This window comes from Verrucomicrobiia bacterium (assembly GCA_036268055.1).
In the GTDB taxonomy this organism is placed as follows: domain Bacteria; phylum Verrucomicrobiota; class Verrucomicrobiia; order Limisphaerales; family Pedosphaeraceae; genus DATAUW01.
The window spans coordinates 1-25846 of the sequence record DATAUW010000003.1 but is presented as its reverse complement, the minus strand read 5'-3'; the positions used below and the strand labels follow the sequence as shown (position 1 = coordinate 25846).

Genomic DNA, 25846 nt, shown 5'->3' with positions numbered 1-25846 from the left:
CTACGCGGCTTTCGGTTCTTCAGCGGCGGCCTTGATCTCTTCCTTCGCGGTCGCGCCGAAAGTCTGGTCCTTGGTGGCGCGCATGACTTCCTCGGGCGTGGTAATGCCCTGGCGCACGAGCCGCCAGCCGTCGTCGCTGAGTGAGCGCAAACCGTTGCGCAAGGCGGCTTCGCGAATTTCGTGGCTCGAACAATTTTTCAAAATCTTTTCCTGGATTTCCGTGTTCATGTCCATCCACTCGAAGATGCCGTGGCGTCCGTGGAAACCGGTGTTGCGGCATTCGCGGCAGCCGACGGCGCGGAATACTTTCAAGTCGCGCGGAAAGCCGAGATGTTCCTTGATCGCGGCGGTGGTCTTGGAGGTGTCTTCGACTTTGCACAACGGGCAAAGGACGCGCACGAGACGTTGTGCGAGGACGGCTTCCAGCGAGGAGGCGACGAGATACGGCTCAACTTTCATGTCAACCAGACGTGTTACCGCGCCGGGAGCGTCGTTGGTGTGCAGCGTGGAGAAAACCAAATGGCCGGTGAGCGAGGCTTGCACGGCGATCTGGGCGGTTTCGGTATCGCGAATTTCCCCGATGAGCACGACGTCGGGGTCATGGCGCAAAATGGAGCGCAAACCCTTGGCGAACGTCAGCCCGGACTTTTCGTTGACCTGGATTTGATTGACGCCTTTAAGCTGATACTCAATCGGGTCTTCAATCGTGATGATCTTGGTCTCGCTGTCGTTGATGGCGCTGAGCGCGATGTAAAGCGTGGTGGTTTTGCCGCTGCCGGTCGGGCCAGTGACCAAAATAATTCCGTGCGGCAGTTGGATGACGCGCTTGAAGCTGGCGAGTTCGCGGGCATCCATGCCGAGCTGGCCCATGCCGAGGTCGGTGTTCTTGGAATTCTGGCGCAGCAAACGCAGCACGACCGCTTCGCCGTGAAGCATCGGAATGACGGACACGCGGATGTCCACTTCATTGTTCGTGAGGCGAATCTTGATGCGGCCGTCCTGCGGCAACCGCTTTTCCGCGATGTTCAAATGACTGAGAATCTTGATGCGCGAAACGATGGCCGGCTGGAAACGCTTGAGTTGTCCGGGCACCGGGACTTCCTGCAAAACACCGTCAATACGATAACGAATGCGAAATTCATCTTCAAAAGGCTCAAGGTGAATATCCGACGCGCGAAGCTCGACGGCATCAGACAAAACCTGGTTCACGAAGCGGATGATCGAGGCGTCTTCAGCGGCATCATCCAGATTGCCGTCCTCGCGATTTTCATCCACCACTTGCAGCGGGGCATCTTCCTCCAGCGTGCCGATGGTATCCGCGCCGACGCCGAGATGCTTCTTCATCTCGCGCTGGATGGATTCGCTCGGGGCGAGCACGGGCTTGACCTTGAGACCGGTCAGCGTCTTGAGCGTGTCGAGGCCTTGCGTGGCGAAAAGGCGGCTGGTGGCGACTTCCACCGTGCCGTTGACGCGCTTGAGCGGGAGGATTTCCTCCTTCAACAACACGCGCGCGGGAAAGAGCGAAAGCAATTCGCGGTCGGGCTCGATGTCATCGAGCGTGGTGTATTCGACCGCGTATTCCTTCGCCAGCCAGCGGAGGATTTCGTCCTCCGACTGGGCAGGCGAATCGGCCCCCGAGCGGTTTTGACGCGCGAGGGTCGAGGCGTCCGTTGACGATAATTGCCGCGCTTCGACCATACGATCGAGAAGCGCCTGCAAGTCACTGGTGGCTGTTTGGGTTTCGCTCATGTGAATCGTCAACGTGCGTGCAACTTACTTCAAGAGACCGCCCAACACGGCGACAGCTTCCTGGCGCGCGGTCAGCAATTTCTTCAAATCATCCTGCGCGGCGGTGAGTTTGGCGTCCTTGGCGGCGTTGGATTGGCGAAGCGCGGAGAGCTTGGCCTTGATTTCGTCAGCGGGAGCTTTGTCATCAATGGCCTTCTGGAGAGCTTCGGCTTCCGGGCTCGGAGTGCCGAAACCACCACGACGGCGCTGCTGGCCGCCATTGTTGTCAGCATTGTTGTTGTCGCCGTTGTTATTGTTATTACGACGACCACCGCGACCGCCGCCGAACTGGCCTTGCATGACTTCAAAACGGGCGTCAATCACTTTGCCGATGGCGTCCTGGAGGACTTTCCATTCGGCGTCGTCGGTGACGTCCATGGATTCCTTATAGCGCTCGACCATGCGTTCGCGCATTTGAGCGGGATCGAAATTGCCGCGTCCGCCACCCTGGGCGAAGACGCTGTTGGAACCGGAAACGAGGAAGGCCGCACAGCCCGCCGCCAGGAGGAGACTCTTAATTTTTGTCATATATATATGTTATTTGGTTAATGGTTGAGTTGACACTGCGGGGCCAAACTGCGTTCCCAACAGTTGTGTTCGACCTATGGATGCAACTGTCGTGCCAATCAGGTGTTATGGCATTTTGCAGCCAAAACCGGGGTGGTGGGAAGGGGAAATTTGAAATTCGCGCAGAAGCTGCGCAGGGAACGGCTCAGGTGCGCAGAAGTTGCGCAGCAGGGGAAGTGGCGAGGTTAAACAGGGAATGACAGGTTTATGGTTCTCGTTTATGCTCGGGCGGTGAATGAAAGTCAGGGTGAGTTGTCGCCGAGTCGCTTGCCGTTTAATAAATGTTCTCACTGGTTAAGGTGTGTTGTAACGCTGGGGGTTTTGCTTTTGAGTTTGGGCGGAGTGGAGGCGTCGCAACCGCTGGACACGTCTTCGCCGCTGAATTTTTTTACAGGCACGGCCAATTTGTTTCTTCAAAACGCGGGATATAATTTCACCGTCACCAACATCCCGATCTACCCGATAAATTTTTATACGCCCGCAGTGCATCGTCTGCTTCAACTCGCCGCGAATCTTTACGACTCGACGACGAATCGCGCGTTCAGCGATGGCATGTCACCGAACGGACCGTTTTATCCTTCGGTGTTTCGCCCGACGTTCAATCGCTCGGGCAACAATATTTTTATTTCCGGTTATGTAGAAGAAGGCGATGGCACGCTGAGTTACAATGCGATTCCGCTGACACTTCCCGATGATTTAGCTTTGGTCAGCAGCACTACCACAAATATTTATGGGATTCCGTGGGTGATCGGCGCGCGCAAAGGGTTTCCAAATTTTAATGAGATTTCGATGGCGTGCATCGCGCAGGTCACGCGCCGAGTGGAGGTGGTGAATCTAAATTTCGGCGGCACGCCACCGATGTTTCAGACGAACGTCCAATACATCGTTGGCATATCGAACACGATTGGAGTTGAAGCATGGAATTCGTATTCGAATTTTTATCCGCGAGCGGTGGATTTATTAGGCGCGTGTGATCTGAGCATGTCAGTGAGCAATGATTCCGTTCTGCTCGCTTCGTCGAACAGAACTGGCGTGAACGGGTTGGATTGGCGTTATACGATTGAATCGAATGCCTGGGCAGGAGCCGCTATCAGCCCGAACTCACCGCATCTATTTAATACTAATTCCTTTCAGGTGCCCATGCTCACAAACACGATCTTCCTTCCGGACATGGTTTATCATACGACTCCCATTCCGCATTTTGGCACAGCCACCAATTTTGATCTTAGCGTTACCATGCCGGCTCCGAATTTCATTTTGAATGCGACGAATACGCTTCGATTTATAATGTTGGATCACATAACGGGACGAGTGATTGATTATGTGCAGTTGGGTGGAATGAATTTCACGCGAAATTTGACTTCCGAACTTCCAGGAACGGACGGCGGTGGAGATGGCGGCGTGTGGCTTACGAATTTAAATCGAGGAATTTTAAATCAAATCTCAATTTCAGAGGGCGTCAACGTCGCTAATTTTTTATCTCCCGCGGATTGGATTGCGGATTCATTACCCGGTAATTCACAAATGAATGCAATCGCAGCCTTTGCCGCTTTTATCAACGGCCAAGGTGGATTAACCAACGCTTTAATCACGCCTTTTACTCCCACCCGCAAAATAGTCTCCACCTACGTGTGGCAAGCGAATGATCCGTTGGTTCATTACATGCTCAGCGATTTGACTCCTTCGCCCATTCAATTGCATCTCACGACTAACTACGTTTTGGTCGGATCTTTACCGGCTCTCACGAATTTTCTTTCGAATGTTGGCAATCCCAATCCACTCTACCGGCCTTGGGATGACATCGGAACTCCAAATGGCACCCGAACAGACCCTCTAACCACATATGCCTTCAGTCCGGCTATCAAAGACCCGCTTGTGCTCAATTCCGATAGTTGGAATTTTCCGACGAACTTGCCGCTGACACTTCAATCCATTGCCAACGTCCATCGCGGCACGCCGTGGCAGACGGTTTATTTGAAATCAACTTCCGTTCCGCTCAACATTTGGGAATCGTGGACGGGTGACACGAATGACGCTGACGCCGTGCTCTCGGAGCCGACGAATGACTGGGGAATCGTTGCGTGTCTATTGCCATATCTCGCGCCGCAGCGAGACCCGCATTTTACTTATGGCTTCAACCAATCACTGGTCAGCGCGTGGTCGCCTGCGTTTCAGGGATTGACGGTGTTTACGAATACCGGGAGTGCTCAAATGCCGCTGGTCATTGATGCCATCACCAACAGTGCAGCGATCGCGCAAATTGTTTCGGGTATTAATGCACAACGCGCGCTCGAACCCGGCGGGCTTTTCACGAATGCCATTTCGCTTTTGGCTGTGCCGCAGTTGACGGTAGCTTCGCCGTTTATTAATACCAGCAATCCCATGCTCGGCCCAGGCGACTCCGCGTACGAGGCATTGCCGGCGCAACTGCTTCCGTTGCTCCGGCCTGATGCAATCGGCTCGCTCGTTTCAACCAATGGCACGACGCAGATTCAATTTACCGGGATGAATGGCTACGCGTATATCGTGCAGGGCTCGGAGAATTTGCAGGACTGGTTTCCGCTTGCGACGAATTTTCCCAACAACGGCTCGTTTGTTTTTTCGGAGGCGGGTGTTTTTCCGCGGCGCTATTATCGCACGGTGCTGGCGCCGTAAAAAAATTTCGCTCAAAGCTCGGCGAACATTTTTTCGAGGATTTCGCGGTTGCGCTTCGCGCCGGCGGTGACGTCTTCGGGCTTTGGGCCTTTTTCGCAGCATTCGACCATTACCGGGCCGTTGAAGCCGGCGTCCTTGAGCATCGCGAAGACGCCGTGGAAGTCCACTTTGCCTTTGCCGAAATCGAGCCAGATTTCGCCTTTTACTCCGGCGCAATCTTTCGCGCAAAAGCCGGTGACGTGCTGGATGATGGGTTTCAACTGTTCCAGCGGGTCTTTGCCGGTGTAATAAATGATGTTGCCGGCGTCGTACCAAATCTTGAAGTTCGGCTGGTTGACCTTGGCCACGCAGCGCATGATTTCCTCCGCCGCGCCGCTGCCGCCGCCGTGCGGTTTTAGCACGAGCTTGAGCCCGCGTTCCTGCGCGTAGGGCGCGGCATCGGCCATCACGCGGTAGTAATCTTCATAGTCCTTGGGATGATCCACGCCGAAGGTGAGAAGATATTCCACTTCAAGAAATTTCGCGTGATCAATTTGTTTGCGCACGTCCTGAACGGAGTCGGGCACAGACAAGCTGGTCTTGGTGTGGACGGCGGCCATGATGGGCTTCAGATCGCGCGCGGCGATTTGTTTTTTGAGCGTGGCCAAATATTCCGGCGTGGCGTCGGCGCCGATGAAGGGTTGTCCCTTGAAGAGCGTGAGCAGGCCCATGATTTTATAGCCGGCGTCCTTGATGCCATCGAGGCCGGTATCGAGCGTCCAGCCGTCTTTGTCATCCACCCACGGGCGATTGTAACAACCGATGGGCCAATGCACACCTTTCTCCGCGGCGCGAAGGCTTGGCAAATTAATGGTGGTGGCAGCAGCAGCGACGGCGGTGGTGCGGATGAATTGGCGGCGGTTCATAGGGTTTTGTGACGCAGGGAAGCGTAGGTGAAGGATGAGGAGAAGGAAATTAAAAATTAAAAATGCAAAATTAAAAATGGGGACTACTAAATCTCTAATGTGGATGCGCTTTTGAATGGCAGAATATTCCTGGTTTGAGATGGCGAATAAAATTTGTGCGGTTGCAAATTGGAATTATGATTCGTTATTGCTTTACCCAACAAAATTGAAATGACTGCTTATGAAAAAAAATAAGAAATCAAATTCGCCAGCCGGGCATCGGGCCGAAACGCACCAAACCACGAGCAGCGCCGCCAATACGCTAAGGACCAACCAGGGAATTCCGATCGCGGACAATCAGAACTCCTTGAAGGCCGGGCCGCGCGGGCCGGTGTTGCTGGAGGATTTTGTTTTACGGGAAAAAATCACCCACTTTGACCATGAACGGATTCCCGAGCGCATCGTGCATGCGCGCGGCACCGGGGCGCACGGTTATTTTAAATGTTATAAATCCTGCGCGGACATTTCCAAGGCGGCCTTTCTTCAAGATCCGAAGGTGAAAACGGAAGTGTTCATCCGCATTTCGACAGTTGCGGGCGGCGCGGGGTCAGGCGATATGCCGCGCGATGTCCGGGGCTTTGCGGTAAAATTTTATACGGCCGAGGGAAATTTTGATTTGGTGGGAAATAATATCCCGGTCTTTTTTATTCAGGATGCGATGAAATTTCCTGACCTGGTTCACGCGGTCAAAATGGAGGCGGACCGGGGCTTTCCCCAATCGGCCACGGCTCACGATACCTTTTGGGATTTTATTTCGCTTACTCCCGAGAGCATGAACATGGTGGCGTGGATCATGTCGGACCGCACGATTCCCCGTTCGCTCAGAATGATTGAAGGGTTCGGAGTGCATACGTATCGCTTGATCAATGCCAGGGGCGAATCGAATTTTGTGAAATTTCATTGGCGGCCCATCATTGGCGCGCAGTCGGTTCTTTGGGATGAAAACGTAAAGATCAATGGCGCGGACCCGGACTTTCAACGCCGCGACATGTGGGAAGCGATTGAGAGCGGCAATTTTCCCGAATGGGAATTAGGCGTGCAGGTGTTCGATCAGAAAACCGCCGATGGTCTGGATTTCGATATTCTCGATCCAACCAAGATCATTCCGGAAGAAATTATTCCGTTGCGGATGATTGGAAAAATGGTGCTGGACCGGAACGTGGATAATTTTTTCGCGGAAACCGAGCAGGTGGCTTTTTGTCCGGCGAACATCGTGCCGGGAATTGGATTTTCCAATGACCCGCTGTTGCAAGGCCGATTGTTCTCTTATCTGGATACGCAAATCACGCGGCTGGGCGGGCCTAACTTTCACCAACTTCCGGTGAATGCGCCGCGCTGTCCTTTTCACAATCAACAGCGGGATGGCATTCATCAGATGGAGGTTCCCAAAGGGCGCGCGAATTACGAACCGAATTCAATCGAGCCAGCCGGACTGCGGGAAAATCCGGCGCTGGGTTATAAAGCGTTTGCCGAAGAAATGATGGGCGAAAAAAGCACTTTGCGAACGGAAACCTTTGCCGACCATTATTCGCAAGCGCGGCAATTTTTTAATTCCATGACCGAAGTGGAACAACGGCACATGATCAGCGCTTTGGGATTTGAATTGGCGAAAGTGGATTTGGTGCCGATACGCACGCGCATGCTGGGCCATCTGGCATTGATTCATCCGGCGCTTCATCAGGGGGTTGAAGAAGCGCTGGGAATGGAAGGGAAGGCGGACAAAATCACGCCGGCGGTGAAGCCGCTCGACTTGAAGCCATCGCCGACACTCAGCTTGTTGAAGAAAGCCAAGACGACGTTGGAAGGCCGGAAAATCGGGGTTTTGATCACCAATGGGTTCGATGCAAATTTATTGGCATCCATTAAAAATGCGGCCAAAGCGGAGAAAGCTGCCGTGGCGATCATTGCTCCCAAAATTGGCGGTGCGAAGGATAGTTTGGGCAAGCTCACGCCTGCTGATACATCTCTTTCGGGCGGGCCTTCCGCATTTTTTGACACGGTCGCGATTTTAACGAACGAAAAGGAAGCGGAAAAACTGGCTGGCGAGGCGGGAGCGGTGGATTGGGTGCGCGACGCTTTCGGCCATCTAAAAGTGATCGCTCACACGGAGGGAGCCAAGGTTTTACTTTCTCGCGCGGGAGTGAATGTGGATGAGGGCGTGGTTTCCATCAGCGACGCTAAATCGGTCAACGCGTTTATCAAATTGGCCAAAGGCGGAAAGATTTGGGAGCGCGAGCCGAAACTGCGTTCGCCGGGTTGAGCCGAATTTTTTCTGACGGAAATAGGTTGTGCTGAAACTTCCTCCCCGAATTGCAACGGGGAGGAAGTTTTTTTAGTTTTTAGTGGAGAGACCATTGAGCGGCAGTTCTGCCGTACACGATGATCCGCCTTTCCTGGCTGACTTGAATGGAAGATGCTCGCCTGGGCTCGCCTCGCTGCGCTCGAGATAGAGTTTGTTTTTGGGAAGATGTGTTCCCCCAACTAAAGTTGGGGGTTAATGAGAAGCGGCGGGCGAGTGCGTGAGCGGTGGTTCCAAGAGGAAAATTCTTTCGTCCCGTGCGGGACTTGAATTGCAACGGATGGAAACCCAGCAATAAATTGCTGGGCTAAGGTCGGTCGTCCCGGCGGGACGTGGTGTTCGTATTGAACATCCATTCGGAAACTGCTTCAAATAAGGAGGTTGAGAATCAAATCGCACTGCAATTATTGGTTAAAATGTTAAGGTCAACTCCGTCACAATCCAAGCCTATTTTGCTGTATTTCCCGTAACCCGGCTTAACTCCGTTGGTGTCCGTTCCGGTGTCCATAAGTGTCCGGCTTCACTTGATAAATGAACCGTAGTTATGAGGCGGTCGGCGGTGGTCAACACTTGCAATTCGATTCCGCCAGTCGCCCGATAAACCGAAAGCAACTCGCCGCCATTGCGGAGCGCACTTTCATTCGCATTGTGAACCGATTCGGAAACATCGCCCCAATCTCCGCAAATGTGCCGGTCAATCGCACGGCAAATTTCATCAACTGAGGCGGTGGAAAGGACGGCTGGCGTGATAACCAACCGTCCAAGTTGAAACTTCATCATCGAGGGTAAAATCATAAATCCTCGAATCAAGCGGCCTTTTGGTCGGCGGCGAAATAACTGCCGTAACGGTCGCGGGGGTCGTAGGTCGCTCCTTTAAGGGGTATCGTGCCGCAAGGGTGCTGCCACGTCTGACGGGTGTTGTTCCAATGGAAACCAAGCTCGGCCAAAACGCTTGTAATCTCGCTCGGCTGCTTTTCAGTGAATTGAATCCAAACCCACTTGCCTACTACTTCGGCCAATTCAAAGAATCGAGGCGTTTCCTCTCGAAGCAACGCCAGCAATTTCTCGGTTTGCAATCTGCGATTGACTCGGCGCAGTTTCATATCAATTTTCGGTCGGCTTTCCGTGCTCGATTGTTCGGGACGGTTCAGGAGCCCAGCTTTTTGATTCGAATTTTTAGATTTAGTTTTCATGGTCTTTTTTTTGTGCTCTGCTGTTCGGTTTCGGTCTATCGCCCTTCAACGAAAAAGCCCGCGCAACCGGGTGGCCAGTGGAGGTTGCCTTCAGGAGGAACCACGTCCGGCCCCCGGTGGAGCGGGCGGTTGAGGGCGAGAGATCGAACCGATGCAGAGGAGAGCGAAGCGGAAAAAGACCTGAAAACGGTTAAAACTCCTTCATCTAACTACGCGCAGCGTGCGCAACTGGCGGGGATCATTGCGAAAGCATGAGGCATGACAGATGCGTTTCACTCCTGCCTGTCTCTAAATTGAAATGTGCCGGAAGCGAAGTGGAGCGTTACGCGGAGTCAGAGAAGCGGATGCGCAACGGAGTGAAGGTCATTTCAATTTAAGAGTCAGGCATTCCGATTGGAGGAGTCAGTCTGGGATTTTGCCAGCACAGGCACAGTCTCGCTGGCGCACGTGGCCGAAGCAGCAAAATCGCAGTCTGACGACGAAGCGGTTAATCAGAAAAATAATGTGCCAAGTCATTCGCTGCCGTTTGTCTCAGTCATAACGACGCAGGAGTAAAACTAAACTGTTCCCAGTCTTGCTCTGAAAATCCGTCCAGTCTTATGATAAAATCGTCTTTGTGGTTGAGGAGAATTGCAGCTTCGATCTTATTCATGTCGTATTCTGTAATATAAGCCGATGGTTCGATCAGGACTGATATGTAGTAGTAATCGCCTTTTTTATCAAGGCTTACGTTGGTAGCATGGTTTATGAAGCGAGCCGACAAGACATTTTTTTCTAAATAGTCGTCCTTTACAAACGGAACGATTTTGAAACCTATTATTTTATTGAAAGCATTTCGTAACGAGACCCAATCACCAAAATAAACATTGTCGTGCTCAAAATTATCAGGGCCGAACTGAAACGTCCTAACTGGAGCTTCCACCGCCCCAACCTTCACAATATTTTTACTGCAATATAAAATGAGTGACTTCATAATCTATTTTCGATATTTGGCTCGCCACGCAGTTATTTGTCCCGGGGGTGGCCCGAGCCCCTTTAAGGCTTTAGCTCGGGCTATTTGATAAGCGGCATCTACCTCATCTCGTGCGGCCGGTGCGATAACATTTTCCAAATGGTCCGCAGCCTGCGTCGCTTCTGCTGGAGGCACGTCGGATAGGGGTATGTCCCCCGCGAGAAAGTTTCTAACTGCGGGACTAATCGCCTCTGTAGTAGTTAAAGTTGTAGATGTTGTTGCCGTTAAACCCGCAAGGGAGCTAACTGTGCTTCCCAGCCCTACACCTTGAAGAACTCCCAAACCTGTGTCGACGACACCAAAAGCTGCAGATACGGTTCTGCTTCCGGTCGAAAGCGGTTGGCCTACATTGCTCGGCTGATAACTGAGCCCATCATAGGATTCCCCAAATCGCTCTTCCGCTGAAGTGAAAGGGTTGAGCGTCTGATTCAGTGCCATCGGGACGCTGTTGTCGAAGAACTGGTAGTTAGCAGCAAAATTCGCGAGTGTCTTTGTGCCGGCACCACCATTTAGCCCTTGATCAAGGGCTACGGCTCCTGTCGTCAATGCACCTATCCAAGAAAAACCTCCAGACGAGCCCGTCGCCCCCAAACCAAACGGATCCGTCAGGCTAATGGGATTACCATCGGAGTAGGCGTACATATTCAGACCACCATTAAAACCAGACGGGTCAGCGTTTATAAACCTGCAAATATACGGGTTATAGTATCGCGCCCGCATGAACAGCAGCCCGTTGGGATCAGTCTGGACACCATATTTTCCATTGTAAAGGAACGGCGTGTCATTTGTTCCGGCACGATAGGTCGTCATTCCGTAAGCCGAATATTGAATTCGGTCGGTGACATTGCCGTTTACGTCGGTAAGCGCAATCGTGCTGCCGCGATAATCAAAATGGTACGTCAACGCGTTTGTGCTCGTGGCGGTATCGTCTTCCTCGTAAACCAAACCCAAGCCGTACACATAATAATTCGTGACACCGTTTTGTATCCGCATCAAAACCTGCGGGCCTAGCGGATCAACAACATAACGGGTCACGGTTGGGGCGTTGACCACCGCCGTGCGTTCGTTGTTTGGATCGTATCCATAAGTCAAACTGCCGGCAGTGGTCAAACGATTGCGGGCATCATATGTATAAGCTATGAGGTTTGTGCTTCCCACCAACGGGCCGGAGGTCATGTTCCCATTAGTGTCATTCACGATTGTCAATCCGTTGAAAGTCGCGAGCCGGTTGTCCTTGTCGTAAGACATTGAGCGCGATGGCAGCGAATAGGGATGGTTTGTCGGGGCCATGAATTCATAGTCCACTCGCGCGGCGGCGTTCCACTTTAATTTGAAAAATGTGATGGGAGCATGCGAAGCCGCCTGTTCAATCGTGTTTGTCAATTCGCCGTCCAGGTCATAAAAGTTGGAACATGTCGTCCCATTGGGCCGGGTGACACTGGTCACGCGCGAATCCAGATCGTAGGTGTAAGTGGTCTTTCGACTTGCCCAATCGGTGATATTCGTCAAGCGATTGAGGTTGTCGTAAAAATAAGTGACCAGTCGAGGGCCAGGATAAACCAGGGTGGTAAGATTTCCGTTGGTGTCATAACCGTACTTGATTTGGTTTCCAAGGGAATCAACGTAAGTGATCGGGCGGTCGTACGCGTCAAAAGCCCACACATTCGATTTTCCTGATTCGATAACACCAATTCGATTTCCGTTGAAATCGTAGAGATAAGTTGTGGCTGCCACGTTGTCCGTCCGGTTGGTCAATCGTCCGCGAGCGTCGTACAAAAGCGTGTTAGTCTGGTTCTTGGCATCCACGATTTTTTGCAGCAAGCCGCGATTATTCCAAACTTGGGCGGTAGTGGCGCCCATTGGACTGATCGTATTCGTCAATCGGTTTGCGGCATCAAACTGAAATGTCCAAGCATTATTCAGGCGGTTCGTGAGGTAAATCAGGTTGCCGGAAGCATCGTACTTTCGGGAGATATTTTGGGCCAACTGATCGGCTGTCCTGACCAATTCACCTCGGCCATCCCACGACTGCGCGATGCCCTGCATCATGGCATTGGTTATCGTGATGTTTCGGCCATCATTGTCGTATGTCAGTTGGGTCGTTCTAAGCATTGGATCTGTGACGCTAAGTGTCCGGCCCGCCAGATCGTAAGCATTGGTTGTCGGCAGTTGCAGCGGGTCGAGCGTTTTGATCAACCAATCCCGATTGTCGTAAATATTAGTGATGGATGGCGTTCCTTGCGAGGTCGCGGGCAGCGTCGTGGTCAGAAGATGCCGTGTGGGACTCCATGTGTAAGTGGTGCTGTGATTGAGCGCATCAATATTGGTGGCCACGTTTCCCACAGGATCGTAGATGATTTTGGTCGTGCGATTCGTGGGACCGATGCTTTGGACAAGCTGGCGGCGGGAATTGTAGGTGAAGGCATTCGTGACATTGTTCGCGTTGATGGCAAACAAGACATCGCCGTTGGTGCTGTTCACGAAGAGATTCGTGCCCAAATTGCTCGGGCTCGTAACGCTGCTTAATTGGCCGAAAGAATCATAACCGTAGCTCGTGGTGCCACCGGCATCGCTTCGCCCCGTCAGCAATCCCGTACCGGAATCGTAGGTATTTGTGACGGCATCGCCCGCGCCATTGGTGGTCGTTACGACTTGGAATTTGGAATTGTAGCCAAAAGAATTCGTATGGCCTAGTGGATCGAGTGTTTTGATAAGATTAAAGCTGGCATCATAAAAGAATACGTTGCTGGCCCCTAACGGATCAATGGTCTCGACGAGATTATTATTACCGTCATAAATGAAATCATTGGATTCATTCAGAGGAGAGATCGTTTCAATCACGTGATCCTGACCATCGTAAAAAGATTCGGAAAAATTACTGAGCGCGTCCTGCATCCCGATCTGGCGTGATTTTGAGTCATAAAGAAATTGTTGTTGCCCGCCAGCCGGGTCAATCAACGTGTTTTGAACCCCATTCCAAAAGCCTTGCCACATTTGATTGGTGAGTCCCTGGCTGTATTGGCGGATGACGTGCCCGAATCCATCGTAATTATTGCTACTGACAACTTGGCCAAGGTTATTTTTCGTCACGATGACTTCATGATTGGTATCGTACGCGAAAGTGTTGGTGAATCCCTGCACGTCAATGACTGAAGTTAAATCTAGTTGATTGTTGCTATTGGTCGAATAGCCATACGTTACGGATCGCCCGGTGCTGTCGGCCACGCTGGTCAGGCGCAGAGGGGTGCCGCCATAAGTGAACGTCAACGAGCGATTCGTCCAGTCGGTCACGGTCGAGACAAAGTTGCTGGAATTGTAGGCAACCGAAAGCGAGCGGCCGTATTGATCAACGATATTCGTCAAATGGCCATTGCCGAACTTAAAAAGATTGCCGTGGCGCATTTGCAGATTGTAACCCGCATTGGTCGCGGTCAGGACCATCGTGATTCCAGCGGGTGGTGTAAATGAACCGTCGGGCTGCTTGATAAATTGAATAGACGACGTTCCCAGAGTTACGTTGACGGCGTTGCTTTTCAAATTATCAACCGCCCATTCAGCGCACAGTGCGGCAGTTGACCAGCATTCCGATAGCGGTTTGTTGGTCTGCGCGGGGTTGTAAGTGAACATTTCATAACCGATGCGCTGGCTGGTCAGGAACGCGGCCATTTCCTGGGCGGTGTTTCTTCCCAGTCCGGCATCGGGATCGCTTCGAGTGACAGCATTTACTATATAGTTGTGTATCCAGCCATCGGCCATCGTTGCGGCGTTCACGTTCCGGCGATTGCTATCGTAATGGCGGGAAAGGGTGAATCCGCGTGGAGCGGCTTGGCCCACGGTTAAGTCGTCCGCATCAACATTGAAAGAGCCGTCTAAAACATTGATTGGATCGGCATTAAACGCAGGCGGTAGCGAGGGGGGACTAATCGAAACTTCGGTCGGAGAAGAACCGAATGTAAAGGAATTGGCTGCCGTTCCGCTAATAGGAACTTGAGTTCCGGCATCGCCACCGTTAAAAGCTCCGTTAGCTCCATTGATGATAAAGGCACTTCCTGGCCCATTGATTAATACAAATCCGTAACCATTCCAAGTCCCTACCGTATTAATTCCGCTGGGAATAAGCATAGTTCCGAAAGGCAAATCATCACTTAATATTGTGTTTTTGCTGGCCACGTACGGACGGATAGTTTCCGCATTGAATAGAGATGAAACCGCCGAATAGTCGGGCGATCCTTGAGAGAGAATAAGTTTTTGACCACTTTGGTTTGCCAGATAGAGCATTTTCATCGTGGACGAAGAAAGATTGGTTTGGATTTGTTCAATCACTCCGTGTTCCAACGCACTTTTCCCGAAGAGCGCATATTGGGTGACCGGAACTGTCGGATCGCCACTAGAGTTAGGAAGATCATCCCGCCAAAAGTGATCGGATATATCGAGAGCTAAATCAACGTAGTAGCCAGCTTCAGCCGCCACGCGTCCGGCGCGATGATGATGAAAAATGTTCTCATGCTTTTGCGCACCCAGTAGATTCTCTTCAAGATAAGACTGGTTTAGCCAGCTAAGGCCCAAAACATTGAGGGTTTCAGTGACGATGCTGGCGTTGGTTGCGTTTAGGTTCTGTTGAAGCAGTGAATTAAGTCGTTTTTCTCGATGCAATAAAAGCTGCGACACATCATCGAAACCGTACACCGTCACGTACCCATAAGCTTGTCTTTGATAAGACCTCGGTGTGGTGCCAAAAATAACATCATTCTGATTGTTACCACTTGCCGGGGTCAAAGAATTCCCGGAATAATTCCAAATTCCCGTCGGATGAATGATGGTATTCGTCATAGGAACCGATCCACTGCCCGAGCCAGTGGTTGAAGTCGCCTGCACTACGTCGTCCAAGGAGATTTGCGACTGATAGTTTCCACTAATGTTCGTGAAAGTCAGCGAAATTTTTCGGCCGAGAAGGGACGGGAATGGATAGGTCAAATTTATATTGTCAATTTGAATATTGATAAATGACATGTAATTGGTGGGAATGTTGTCCCATTCCAGAATTGGCATGCTGGCCGAATATCCCCCATTAAAGGCGTCAACAAAAGTGCCGGTAAACGGTGGGAAATTCAGACAAGGAAACGTCTGGGAATTGGTGGTTTGAATGTCATACCCGCCGGTGACTTGTTCCGAAGACAAATTGGGATGGTTCGTCAAATAGGTAAGCAGGTTGGAGGTATTGGTCTGTATTTGACCGGAGAGATTGCTGTAATTCAAATTTTTGACATAGAGATTTGAGATGGTCGCCCCTCCCGATTCCACAGCGCTGAAAACGGTAGCCATGTTCAGATTCATCGCATTGGTCACATCAATTCCAGCAACTTGAGTGGAAATCTTGAAAGCTGGATCGAGATAATAGTCAGTGCCGCTGATGGTTAACCGCACCCACACCCTCTGAAATAGAAAAGTATTACCAGTTCCATCATTGTACTCGATAATATGAATGTTTCCTCCGGACTCGTAGTCAGGATAATTCCTTGAGCCGAAGACATTTTTCAAATAATTCCAAAATAAATAGTTGTTAGCTGATGGCCACGAAAGGCCGAGCCAATGGGCCATATCCAGGTTGTTCGCATTTGTATAGGGCATTTGCATAAATCCGCATTGCAAATGCACTCCGTATGAAATTCCCGAGTTGGTGGAGGCGGCCCGAATCAACGCCACCAAAAGAGCGCACTGATCAAAATCGTTGCCGCTGCCTTCCAGCATCGTCAAATAAGCGCCCTTTTTTGACCCAAAATAATGAACATATTTGATATTGTTATGAACGTAGTCATAAATTCGCTTAGGGTCGTTTTGCAGGTTGGCGGCAAGCGAGGTGATCTCGGGAGTAACCGCCTCACTGATTATTGGCTGCCCGGTTTGTGAAGTCACGGTGAATGGACCGCAGATGTTAGGCAAACCCGTGAGACCAGGAGGCACATTTCCAGTGGGGGTGCTATTGGTAGAGAGAGGTTCGCGGATTGAAGTGAACCAGCCACCGCCAAAGTCTATGGTTTGTGCCTGAGCACTTAACGACACGAGCAACAATCCCCAAAAAAGTAATCGTAATGTTTTCATTTGTCGCTTGGTTCACTGTGCGTTAAGCACATTTCCTTCAAAATCATTCGTTAAAGATTCAGACCGGACGCCGATAATTAATTCGAGCCGTCCTACCGGGTCATAGGTAAAGTTGGAGCGCTGAGCGGTTTGTTGTGAATCATCTATTAGCGGGTTTGTACCGTAAACGACCTCCCAACCATCCAGCATTCCATCGCCATCGGTATCGGCGTTGTGAGGATCGGTATGACTTACCAGCATTTCGTATGCGTCGGTGAGTCCATCTTGATCGGAGTCCTGTGCGGTTCCCAACATCAAATACACGGCGGCGTTGGTAAGGTTCGCTATCGTGTAATTCGTGCAATGGTAGCCTTGGCCGAGCCAAGTCCAAATGGCGTTGGTTGCGGGAGAAACCAAAGCCGTGGTGCCGAAGACATCGTAGGAAATTCCGTTTGAGCCCCCTTCAATGCTAAAGCTGATGCTCGTAGCGCCATTGGTGAACCACGCGACTGCGTTGGTTATCCAAATCTTGTTGCTCGTGATACATGTTCCCGAGGCGACGGCATTGGTGAGCAATCCCGCGCCGCTGACGGCTTGGAAAACGGGAAGCACTGCGGGAGTGGAAGGTGCGATGGGCAGCGATAACGGGCCAGTTGGAGTTGCGTCCCCGTAAAAGATGGAATACATGGCGAAATTTCCGGAGATCAGAAGCGGATCAAGTTGATAGTTGTAAGTATTCAAATCATCGAATTGACCGCCTGCTTGAAAAAATCCATTCGTGTCGCTGCCAACGGCAAAGAATGAAATATTGGTCGAAGGCCAGAAAGAGACGCCGTTGCCATTTGTGACCAAAATGCCATTGGTGTAAACCGTCGAATTGGTCCGGCTGTAAGACAGAACGAGGTTGTACCAATAATTAGCAGCGAAACTTACCGGGGCCGTGAGAAAATTGGTGGCCGCGCCGCCATTAGTCTGCTCCGAAAAATACATGGTCGTGCCGGTCGGGTCCACATACCACGCCCACCAAGGCCCGTTCGTTCCTGCCAGACCGACGCTGATCAAATTACCCCATGCGCCGGGGCCACTGCCGCCCTGATTCGTGCTCGACCAATCGGGACTAAACCAAAGGGAAATTGAGCCGTTCGTAAACGTGAGATTCGTTGAACCGTTGGTTTCGATTATTCGGTAAAAAAGGTAAGCCGGTGATACGTTGGTGGTATCAAGTGAAAGATCGTTTCCGTTGCCGCCTCCAAAGACACTAATCAAATTAGTGAATGCGACGGGAAGATTGCCTTTGGCGCTCAGCCAATTTGTGTCGGAAAAGCCCCATGAGTTTAGGAGTTGGTTGGGATTCGGGCCGGGCGCGGGCTGCGCGTGGCTTATTTGCAAACCCAAAAGCAATGTCAGAAGTGAGACAATAAGACGTGGCAAAAAAGGGGTTTTCATAAAACAGTTTGTTGGGCCGGGGATTCTTACGCGAGCCACATGGCTTTCACAAGAATAAAATACAGTCTTCAGACGGTGGAAGGTTTTGGATGTTCCTGCTTTTGTGCCGCTGCGTGGCTGGAAATCAAAAGCATCATAAAGTGTTAGGCGAGACGATCCGTTCGTATAGAAAACAATCGGGTTTAAGCCAGGAACAACTGGCCGAGCGCGCTGACCTGCATCACAATTTTGTGGGCGAGATCGAGCGGGGCGAGAAAGCGGCCACCATTGATACGCTGTTGAAGATTGCCAAAGCCCTGGGAGTGCGTGCGCGGGATCTGGTGCAGAAGCTTTGAGAGCGCGTCTCGATTGATTCATCATTCTGCCAGTTTATTTGCGGGCTAAAGCCCCCGGTTTGTTGTTCAACGCGCCTTCATCGAGGCAGCCCGTCATATTTCGAGCGAGAGGGTGAACTATTCGCCAAAAAAATAAATACGATTATTTGACCTTTCATCGTCGGTAATTTGACTACACAGACACTTGTATCATTGGACATCAAATGTCCAACCCGTTTGATAGGCTTGTTGACGCAAGATGTCAAAAAGTCGTACTGAAAGATCGGAACAGGGGAGAGTGGAGCAAACAGGAGGTCAAGCAGGCCAGGCCGCATACATTCGCTGTGCCACGCGCCTGCTGGCCGTTGTCAAAGGGCTATATCAGGCGTGTGATTTGCCCATCACCGGGACAGGCGATTTAGAAAATGTTCCTCCGCTTCCCAGTTGGGCTGGGAACATTTGCGAGCAATTACATCGCACCATTTTCAAGCGGCTGGTGGATTTAAAGCCGGGCGGCGAACAGGTGGATTGGCGCAACTTTGGCCGGTTGCTCGGTGTGTGGCAAAGGCAATTTACTTTTCTGGATGATGCTTGGGAAGGCACTGAATCCGTTTCACCCGAAGAGGCAACCGCGCCGCCCACTGAACCGCCCGATAGTTTTAAAATCGTTCCGCAAAGCGATTTGCTTCAAGCCGTCCATGATTCCCTTAAAGATTCCATCTTCAACAGTCTTTCCGAAACACCGGTTCACCTGAACGACTTCCTTTCCGGCCTGGCCGAAGGACACGAATTATTTCTCGATCCGCAAGGCCAGTTCACCGGCGACCGCGGGCGCACGGCAATTTATTTCATTTTGCTAGGCCGCTGGATGGAGATTGAGGAAATGCGCAGCGTCCATCCGCCCAAAACCATTCTCAACCTTTACGAAGTGCTTGCGCCCAGCCTCGGTGATCCCCGCCTTGAACGCTTTGATTGGTTTTGTGATGTCTGCAACGAGATCGGACTGTTTGTGAAAGGTCGCGGACGGCCCCGTAAATATTGAGGAAATAAATCTCGGTTTCGAGTTTTCACAGTCCGGTATTTTCCGATTCGGTCATGTGTTTTAGTGCTCACATGACGGTGATTGAAAATAAAAGAGTGACCGTGTCGAACGCGGCACTGACCAGGAATCCAACCACCCGCCCAATTTCCCTTCGTTGTTCCGCCAGCGTTGTGGATTCACCAACTGCGGAAACCTGTTCGGCGTTCGCTGGCCGTGAGCAGGAAAAAACCAAAGTCAGCCACCCAAGGAAAAAAATGACAATCAAAGCGTTAGTAATGAGTGACCGCTCGGACGAGTACACCGGCAAGCGGGGTCTGGTCAAACAACAGATCATCACGGTCATGGACCAAAGCGAAGGCGAACGACTGGCGCAGCCAGTGGAATACGCCCTGAGCGATGAAGAAAAAGCCGTCCATGCCGGCAAGCTGCAAGACAAGCTGATCCACCTCGGCATCCGGGAACTCCTGCCGTTTGGCGGCCGTCTTCGCGCACGCGGGAAGATTGTCGGCCTCGTCGGCAAATAAACGAGGAAACGACTCATGCACAATCCAGAACTTCACTCCCTGGCTGCGGTCAACTGGCAATACTTCTGCACCCTGACTTTCAGAGGTGAGAAGCAATGCAAACGATTCGGGCCGCAAATGTTCGTAGCGCTGCTGCGAGTCCAGGCGAAGAACTGGAAGGTGCATTTCAAAAAAGTGCTTTGGTGCCTGCGGCGGGAAAGTGGGGAAACCACTGGCCGCTGGCACCTGCACGCAGTAATCGCGGGGCTGCCCCCTTCGGCTGGCTCGCGCAACTGTCTCGCCCTGATGTCTCAATGGGAGACCCTGGGCGGCGGTATGGCGCGGGTCACCCGGTATGATTCTTCACTCGATGGACTGGATTATATCCTGAAGGGAAGCGGTTTGACCGAGTCGAGGGCCACACGTTGGGCCGGAGACTATCACGAATTGGCAAAGTTTGGTCATTCGTGCGACGTGACGCTATCCGAGAGCGTGATCCGATACCTGGGGAACCGGCAAAAGCCGGGCCAGCGGGGAACCGGAGCACGCAAGACGGGTGGGATAGACACGGCGTCGAGCACAGAGCAAAGCGGAGTAAGCAATACCCCTCCATTGATCCAGTCACCATCCCGGCGATAACGGGCTGAACTGATCTTTACCGTCATCAGGCAATGACACCAGCTCCATACGGAGCCGCAAACGATGACGGATGGACGATAGCGGGTGCTGAGGCTGCGGCATCACTGCCAACTGTGAAACGCAATGTGGTGCCTCCCACCGCCCCGCGCAGCGGGGCGGTGGGAGGCTCGCTTGAAGATTTTTTATGCCCTGATGAGGTCACGAATTTCCCGAACGCGGGAACCGATACTCCTTCGGTTTCTGAGCCGGTCGGGGAAAAGAAAGGTAAGTCAGTATGAAAAACTGGATGAAGAAAGCGGCGGTCATCACCGCCACCGCGGGCGGGGTAGTTGCCGCTCAAGCTCAAACCGATGCCAATGTGGCTGCGGTCACGTCGGGGGTTACCACCCTCACGACCGTGTTTGCAGCGGTGTTCGGCCTGGGTGTGGCCGTGGTGATTGCCATGATCGCCAAGAAGTACCTGCGCCGGGCGGCTTAAACCCAACGGCGTGCCGGGGTGGGAAACCACCCCGGCCTTCGTATGAAACTAAAAACATTAATGGCGGTCTGGAAATTCCTGTTCGGTTCCGAGGATGACGAGGAAGAAATCGAAACCGAGTTGGAACTGGAGAAAGAAGAGGACCGCGATGGAAAGGATGAATGATTTTGTGTCTGGCATTTTTTATGGGGTTCCTGTCGGGGGTAGCCATGTTCAAACTGTTTTAACCGTAGGAGATTTTTATGCGTTGTTTTATCGCGTTCTTATTATTACTATTTTCCTTATTGTCTTCACGCGCCGACGTTCCGATTTCTAATCCGTCGGGAGTTTGCCTGAACGTGGTGCAATGGATCGGCAATGGTTGTTACCCGTGGTATGGCTCGGTGGTTTCGTACAACATCACCCATTCGCCACCTTGCCCCGGTTCCTCGGAGTTGGAAGTAGTCCCATGCAGCGGGCCGGTGTCCGTTCTCGGTGGGCCGCTGAATTCGGGATTACCTGACGGAAGTACCGTTACCATCAATCCCGATGGTTCGGCAACGTCGAGTCCCCCGGTTTCCAACGGATCTCAACCCGTTCCCAATCCCGGTAGCGCACCGATTCTGGTCGGCCAAACTCTCAACGGCCAGTTGACCGGCAATTATGTGAGTGTGCCTCCCGGTTCCACCGGTAGCTTGCCAGTGCAAGGCAGTCCTGGTGACGGAAATAATTGGGGCATTATGCCGATGCCTCCGGGCACTTCGATTACCTCGCCTGACCCCGGCGTTCCCGGTCCCGGTGGTTCCATTAATATTGGCAATGGCACTCCGGTGTTTCCTCCCAACTCCGGCATTGGCTACATTCCGGGCGGTTCCGGTTCCTCCGGTGGTTCCATCATTCCAATCATCGGTGGCGGGGGAAACAGCGATTATCCTTTTCCTGAGCCCATTCCTGATCCGCCCGATTGGGGTTCCGCTCCGGGTGCGCCTGCTCCTGCACCGGTTTTGACCAATGGTCTGCCGGACATTCCGCCCGGCTACGTCGTGCCGACGAATATCAACGGCGGAGGAACCATCGGCTTTCCAAGTACACCGACGAACAGCCTGGGCTCGAATGTCGAAGCGGGGTTCTCGGCGCTCGCCCAGCAGGATTCATTGGACTCGCAAGCCATCGTGAAGGCGATTCAGGCGATGGACTCGGCCAATCAGACGGGCCATGCGGGCGTGAGTAACGCCATCAATCGCGGGGACAACATTCTCACCGGCATGTCGAATCATCTCGGCAACATTGATAACAGCACGCAACAACTGACGAACCAGGGAAACGTCACTTCCAACCAACTGTCGCAAATCATCAGCAACACCATTCCGCGTACGAACGGAAATTATAATCCTGATGACAACACCGCTGCGGCCAATGGAGCGACAGCGGAAGGAGCCACGATGTTGCAAGGCTTGGGCGATAAATTCGCGATTGATCCCGGAACGGTTGGCGGATCGCCAGGTAGTTTCCTGTTCTCGGTTCCGGGCCAGGGCAGTTGGGACATCAATCCTTTGAATGGTGGACAGTTTCCTGCCGTGGCTCTCGCCGCTCCGTGGGTTCGCGCCTTGTCGCAATGGGCCATGACGGCTTGGTTCCTGTTTTGGCTCGTGGGTGAAATCAATCAGGTGGTGCGGGATGCTACGCATCTGCCGCAAGGAACCAGCGCCGAAGGTGCGCCGGTGTTCGGCAGCGCCAGCGCTTTGATTGCAACCGGCGTTGTCTTCGTCGCTTTGACTGTCCTGGTCACTTACATTTCGAGTCTGGTAGTCAACTCCGTGGTCGCCACTTTCATTGCGCATCCGTTTGGGAGCGGTGGAGGTTCAGCGGTTCAGGCCGGAATTTCTCTGCTGGATGCGGTGTTTGACATTGGTCTGTGCGTGTCGCTCATGGCGCAACGGCTCGCGCTCTCGTTTTATTTGAGCAAGGCTTACTTCATTTGCGCCGGTGTGGTTCGCTTCGCGGTCGGATAACTCAAGCTCACCATGAAAAAACTTTTGCCTTTCCTACTTTGTTTCATGGCAGTCATCGAAGTCCGGTCGCAAATCGCGCCGACACCAACTCCGGTTCTGATCGAAAACTTTTCGACGAATACGGTGGTCATCACGCAGGCGGATTTCTTTGGCAACTCATCGGTGTTGTCCATTGCTGCGGGCAGAACATTTTCCAAAGTCATCACGGGTGGAACTTTCACCGCCTCGTCCTGGTCTTCGTTGACACCCGACAATGGACAACAGCAAACCATCATCGTTTCTGGTCCTTACACGGATTCGGGAACGGTGGATGCTCAGGGGAAAGAAATTTATTTCCCGACCTTTGTTTCCACCGTCGCCAACTTCCCGTCCTGGGCACCGGCTTCAGCGGACATCGTCGAGTATTGGGTTTGGGGTCTTTGCACGGCGATTGCCTTGGGCCTTGCGGGTTCCATGCGCCGGATGCTCGGTCGTGTCCATGAGGTGAACACCGACTTATGAGCATCCACGCCATATCCGGCAAGCCAGGTGGTGGTAAATCGCTGTTCGGCATGAAAGCGCTGGTGAATGAACTGCGTACCACACACCGTTTTGTCGTCACCAATCTGGCGGTGAAGCCGGCGGAGTTGGCGGCTTATCTGCATCAGCTTTACGGCCAGACCTTCGATCTTAATCAACGTCTGACGATTTTGGATGAGGAACAAACCGCCAAGTTCTGGCTGTATCGCGGGAATGGCGTGGTTCTGCCGGACCGTGAAAAAAATGATTTTTCATCCGAGGATGCCGCCAATATATATTATGTGCCGGACGTGGAACGCGGAGTCACGCTGGACGGTCAATCTTTGCCGATGCGCAAAGGCGGTGGTGAGGGCGTCTGTTTCATCCTCGATGAGTTGCATTTGTTTTTTAATTCGCGGGAATGGGCCAAAACCGGCAAGGCGGCGATTTTCTACCTGTCGCAACATCGCAAGTGCAACAATGACGTGATCTGGATCACGCAGCACATTGAAAACGTGGACAAGCAGTTTCGCAGTCTCACCCAGGATTTTACCTACCTGCGAAATTACCGGCAGGAAAAGTTCATGTCGGCTTTTCAATCGCTGCCGTGGTTCAGTTTTAAAACCTTTCAAAGTCCGGTCACGGTGGCGTCCGGTTTGATGGCGCCCACAGAAAGCGGTCGGTTTCTTTTGGACGCGAAAGGATTGGCGGCGTGTTATGACACTGCCAAGGGTGTCGGATTCGCGGGCAATGTCGCTGCCGATACGAAGAAAGCTCGGCGTGGTCTGCCGATGTGGGTCTTGATTGCGAGTTGTATTGGCGTCTGCATTGCCGCGCCGTTCCTGTTGATCGGAATTATTCATTTCATCTCGAACACGGTAGCGTTCAAGCCCAGCAAAGGGCTGTCCAGCCTTTCGCGGACCAATGCGATTGTTTCCCACGTTACAAAAACAGCACCGCCAACTTTGCCAATCACGGCCCCGTCTGCGTCCTCCGCCGTCACGCCGGTGGACATAGCGTTGGCAGCGGCCAAGCCTTTCGTTTTGCCGTTATCGGATACGAACTCTTTGACGATGTGTGGTTTTATTAGTCTGCCGGGGAACGGCTACGAAGTGGCCTTGTCAGACGGTCGCGTGCTGTCCTCGGCCAAACGTGAAGTTGTTTTTGTGGACGCCAACCGTTGTGTTGTGGATGGGGGCTGGGTTTACCGTCGTGTTATATCACCGGCTGCTTCGATGAGTCCGCGCCCGGTTGTGCCTTCCGAATATCATCCTTCTTTCACGGTCGGAGAATCGCATCTGCCGACGGCGGATCATCGCACGCGAAAAGTCACCATTCATTTTGCCGATGGTCAGACCATTACCAAATTGCTGGAACCGGCTGCGGAACCGCAACCATCGGAAACGATCCAGCAAATGGACCAGCCGGGTAATGCTGCCACTCCCGCAAACTCCGAACCTCAAGGTTTTGGCAACGGCGTTCGCAACATTCTCGAAAGGCGGTGAAATATGAAAGACGTGCAACACCAATTTTTGGCTTTGGTTGGATTGCCTCCGGCAAGGCTCAATGTTGAGCAAGTGGCGTGGCTGCTCGGCTGCCAGCCTCATGACGTGCCGGTTCTGGTTGCGGCAAGGTTGCTCAAGCCGCTGGGTAATCCTCCGCAAAATGGGACGAAATTCTTTGCCACAGCGGAATTGATTGAACAGACGAAGGAAAGGAATTGGCTTGTGGTTTCGACCAATGTTCGATTACGAATGAGGTCAAAGGCTTTGTCTCGGCTGGCGCATGCCCACCGCGCTTGCGTTGTGCCGTGCTTCTTCGCGATGATAGTTTCAAAGACGTGTTGCCAAGTGCGCGTTGCCATAGCCGGGTCACTGTGCTGTAAATAAACCTGAGCGATTTGCAGGTTCATTCCGACGTGAAGCACGGCTTCATTCTTGGCAGCAATCAACCGTTGGGCTTCGGCCTTGTCGCTGGTTCCAAGACTCTCGCGCTTGTTAACGTGAGTGTCGAAATAGTAAAACATGTTGCGGCTGCCGCGATAAACTAAACGATAGCGTTTCATACGATTTTTAGTGTAGTGAAGCGCGACTTGTCCTCGTTAGAACCTTGTGACAGACTTTCGACAGATGCTTGACAGAGTTTTGAAAGACTTTCATTTTCAGCATCCGTTTCGGTGTCCGTAGTAAAGTTCTGCCTCTTTAAATCCCTGTGTAACAACACAGAGCGAATGGAAAAAAACGTCCCTGCGGGACTTGGGACGTTGTTATTTGGACGCAATGATGATTCGGATAAGACGGCCCCTCTCTCCGGCTCTCTCCCCGCGCGGTCGCGGAGAGAGAGGGACGGAGTGCGGTGGGTGGGCGGTTGTGCGTTGGCGAAGGAGCGCGGGCGGTGGG

Annotated in this window: 20 protein-coding genes; 11 read left to right on the top strand and 9 right to left on the bottom strand. The window is 52.3% G+C overall.

Translation table 11 applies throughout. The annotated features are described in order from the left end of the window. The gene (locus VH413_01450; protein HEX3797338.1) at positions 1 to 1749 is read right to left on the bottom strand and encodes a GspE/PulE family protein; all 1749 of its coding nucleotides are present in this window, start codon (positions 1747 to 1749) and stop codon (positions 1 to 3) included. Positions 1750 to 1773: 24 nt separating this feature from the next. After that, on the bottom strand, positions 1774 to 2316 hold the full coding sequence (locus tag VH413_01445; GenBank protein ID HEX3797337.1) for a hypothetical protein: 543 nt from the start codon (positions 2314 to 2316) through the stop codon (positions 1774 to 1776). Positions 2317 to 2676: 360 nt separating this feature from the next. Here VH413_01445 and VH413_01440 point away from each other — a divergent pair, with 360 nt between their 5' ends. Then, entirely contained in the window at positions 2677 to 5010 is a 2334-nt protein-coding gene (locus VH413_01440) for a hypothetical protein (GenBank protein ID HEX3797336.1), read from the top strand. Between the two features lie 11 nt (positions 5011 to 5021). Here the strand turns inward: VH413_01440 and VH413_01435 are convergent, their stop codons facing one another. After that, on the bottom strand, positions 5022 to 5951 hold the full coding sequence (locus VH413_01435; protein HEX3797335.1) for a sugar phosphate isomerase/epimerase: 930 nt from the start codon (positions 5949 to 5951) through the stop codon (positions 5022 to 5024). 184 nt (positions 5952 to 6135) lie between these two features. On the opposite strand from VH413_01435, the gene VH413_01430 reads away from it, so the two are divergent. After that, positions 6136 to 8214 carry a catalase gene (locus tag VH413_01430; protein ID HEX3797334.1) on the top strand — a complete coding sequence of 693 codons (2079 nt, stop codon included), beginning with the start codon at positions 6136 to 6138 and terminating at the stop codon, positions 8212 to 8214. A 486-nt stretch (positions 8215 to 8700) separates the two neighbouring features. Here VH413_01430 and VH413_01425 read toward each other — a convergent pair whose 3' ends face one another. The 5 genes from VH413_01425 to VH413_01405 form a co-directional block, all read right to left on the bottom strand. After that, positions 8701 to 9048 carry a hypothetical protein gene (locus VH413_01425; GenBank protein ID HEX3797333.1) on the bottom strand — a complete coding sequence of 116 codons (348 nt, stop codon included), beginning with the start codon at positions 9046 to 9048 and terminating at the stop codon, positions 8701 to 8703. An 11-nt stretch (positions 9049 to 9059) separates the two neighbouring features. Beyond that, positions 9060 to 9356: a hypothetical protein gene (locus VH413_01420; GenBank protein HEX3797332.1), complete on the bottom strand. Its 297-nt coding sequence runs from the start codon at positions 9354 to 9356 to the stop codon at positions 9060 to 9062. A 625-nt stretch (positions 9357 to 9981) separates the two neighbouring features. Continuing rightward, on the bottom strand, positions 9982 to 10419 hold the full coding sequence (locus VH413_01415; protein ID HEX3797331.1) for a hypothetical protein: 438 nt from the start codon (positions 10417 to 10419) through the stop codon (positions 9982 to 9984). A gap of 3 nt (positions 10420 to 10422) precedes the next feature. After that, entirely contained in the window at positions 10423 to 16518 is a 6096-nt protein-coding gene (locus VH413_01410; protein ID HEX3797330.1) for an RHS repeat-associated core domain-containing protein, read from the bottom strand. 51 nt (positions 16519 to 16569) lie between these two features. Further along, positions 16570 to 17982 carry a LamG-like jellyroll fold domain-containing protein gene (locus tag VH413_01405; GenBank protein ID HEX3797329.1) on the bottom strand — a complete coding sequence of 471 codons (1413 nt, stop codon included), beginning with the start codon at positions 17980 to 17982 and terminating at the stop codon, positions 16570 to 16572. An 89-nt stretch (positions 17983 to 18071) separates the two neighbouring features. Between VH413_01405 and VH413_01400 the strand changes: the two genes are divergently transcribed. From VH413_01400 to VH413_01360, 9 genes are all read left to right on the top strand, one after another. Continuing rightward, positions 18072 to 18317, top strand: coding sequence for a helix-turn-helix transcriptional regulator (locus tag VH413_01400; GenBank protein ID HEX3797328.1), 246 nt, complete (start codon positions 18072 to 18074; stop codon positions 18315 to 18317). Positions 18318 to 18594: 277 nt separating this feature from the next. After that, positions 18595 to 19338 (top strand): hypothetical protein, encoded by a 744-nt coding sequence (locus VH413_01395; protein ID HEX3797327.1) that lies wholly within the window; start codon positions 18595 to 18597, stop codon positions 19336 to 19338. A gap of 71 nt (positions 19339 to 19409) precedes the next feature. Continuing rightward, positions 19410 to 19862 (top strand): hypothetical protein, encoded by a 453-nt coding sequence (locus VH413_01390; GenBank protein ID HEX3797326.1) that lies wholly within the window; start codon positions 19410 to 19412, stop codon positions 19860 to 19862. A 15-nt stretch (positions 19863 to 19877) separates the two neighbouring features. Continuing rightward, positions 19878 to 20480, top strand: a complete 603-nt coding sequence (locus VH413_01385) for a hypothetical protein (GenBank protein ID HEX3797325.1) — start codon at positions 19878 to 19880, stop codon at positions 20478 to 20480. Positions 20481 to 20754: 274 nt separating this feature from the next. Then, a complete protein-coding gene (locus VH413_01380; protein HEX3797324.1) occupies positions 20755 to 20958 on the top strand; it encodes a hypothetical protein in 204 nt (67 codons plus the stop codon). A 42-nt stretch (positions 20959 to 21000) separates the two neighbouring features. After that, positions 21001 to 21123 carry a hypothetical protein gene (locus VH413_01375; GenBank protein HEX3797323.1) on the top strand — a complete coding sequence of 41 codons (123 nt, stop codon included), beginning with the start codon at positions 21001 to 21003 and terminating at the stop codon, positions 21121 to 21123. Between the two features lie 119 nt (positions 21124 to 21242). Continuing rightward, on the top strand, positions 21243 to 22949 hold the full coding sequence (locus VH413_01370; protein ID HEX3797322.1) for a hypothetical protein: 1707 nt from the start codon (positions 21243 to 21245) through the stop codon (positions 22947 to 22949). Positions 22950 to 22961: 12 nt separating this feature from the next. Continuing rightward, positions 22962 to 23450 carry a hypothetical protein gene (locus tag VH413_01365; protein HEX3797321.1) on the top strand — a complete coding sequence of 163 codons (489 nt, stop codon included), beginning with the start codon at positions 22962 to 22964 and terminating at the stop codon, positions 23448 to 23450. Continuing rightward, a complete protein-coding gene (locus tag VH413_01360) occupies positions 23447 to 24952 on the top strand; it encodes a zonular occludens toxin domain-containing protein (GenBank protein HEX3797320.1) in 1506 nt (501 codons plus the stop codon). The genes VH413_01365 and VH413_01360 overlap by 4 nt, the downstream gene beginning before the upstream one ends. Positions 24953 to 25050: 98 nt before the next feature. Here VH413_01360 and VH413_01355 read toward each other — a convergent pair whose 3' ends face one another. Then, positions 25051 to 25512, bottom strand: a complete 462-nt coding sequence (locus VH413_01355) for a hypothetical protein (protein HEX3797319.1) — start codon at positions 25510 to 25512, stop codon at positions 25051 to 25053. Between the last annotated feature and the right edge of the window lie 334 nt (positions 25513 to 25846).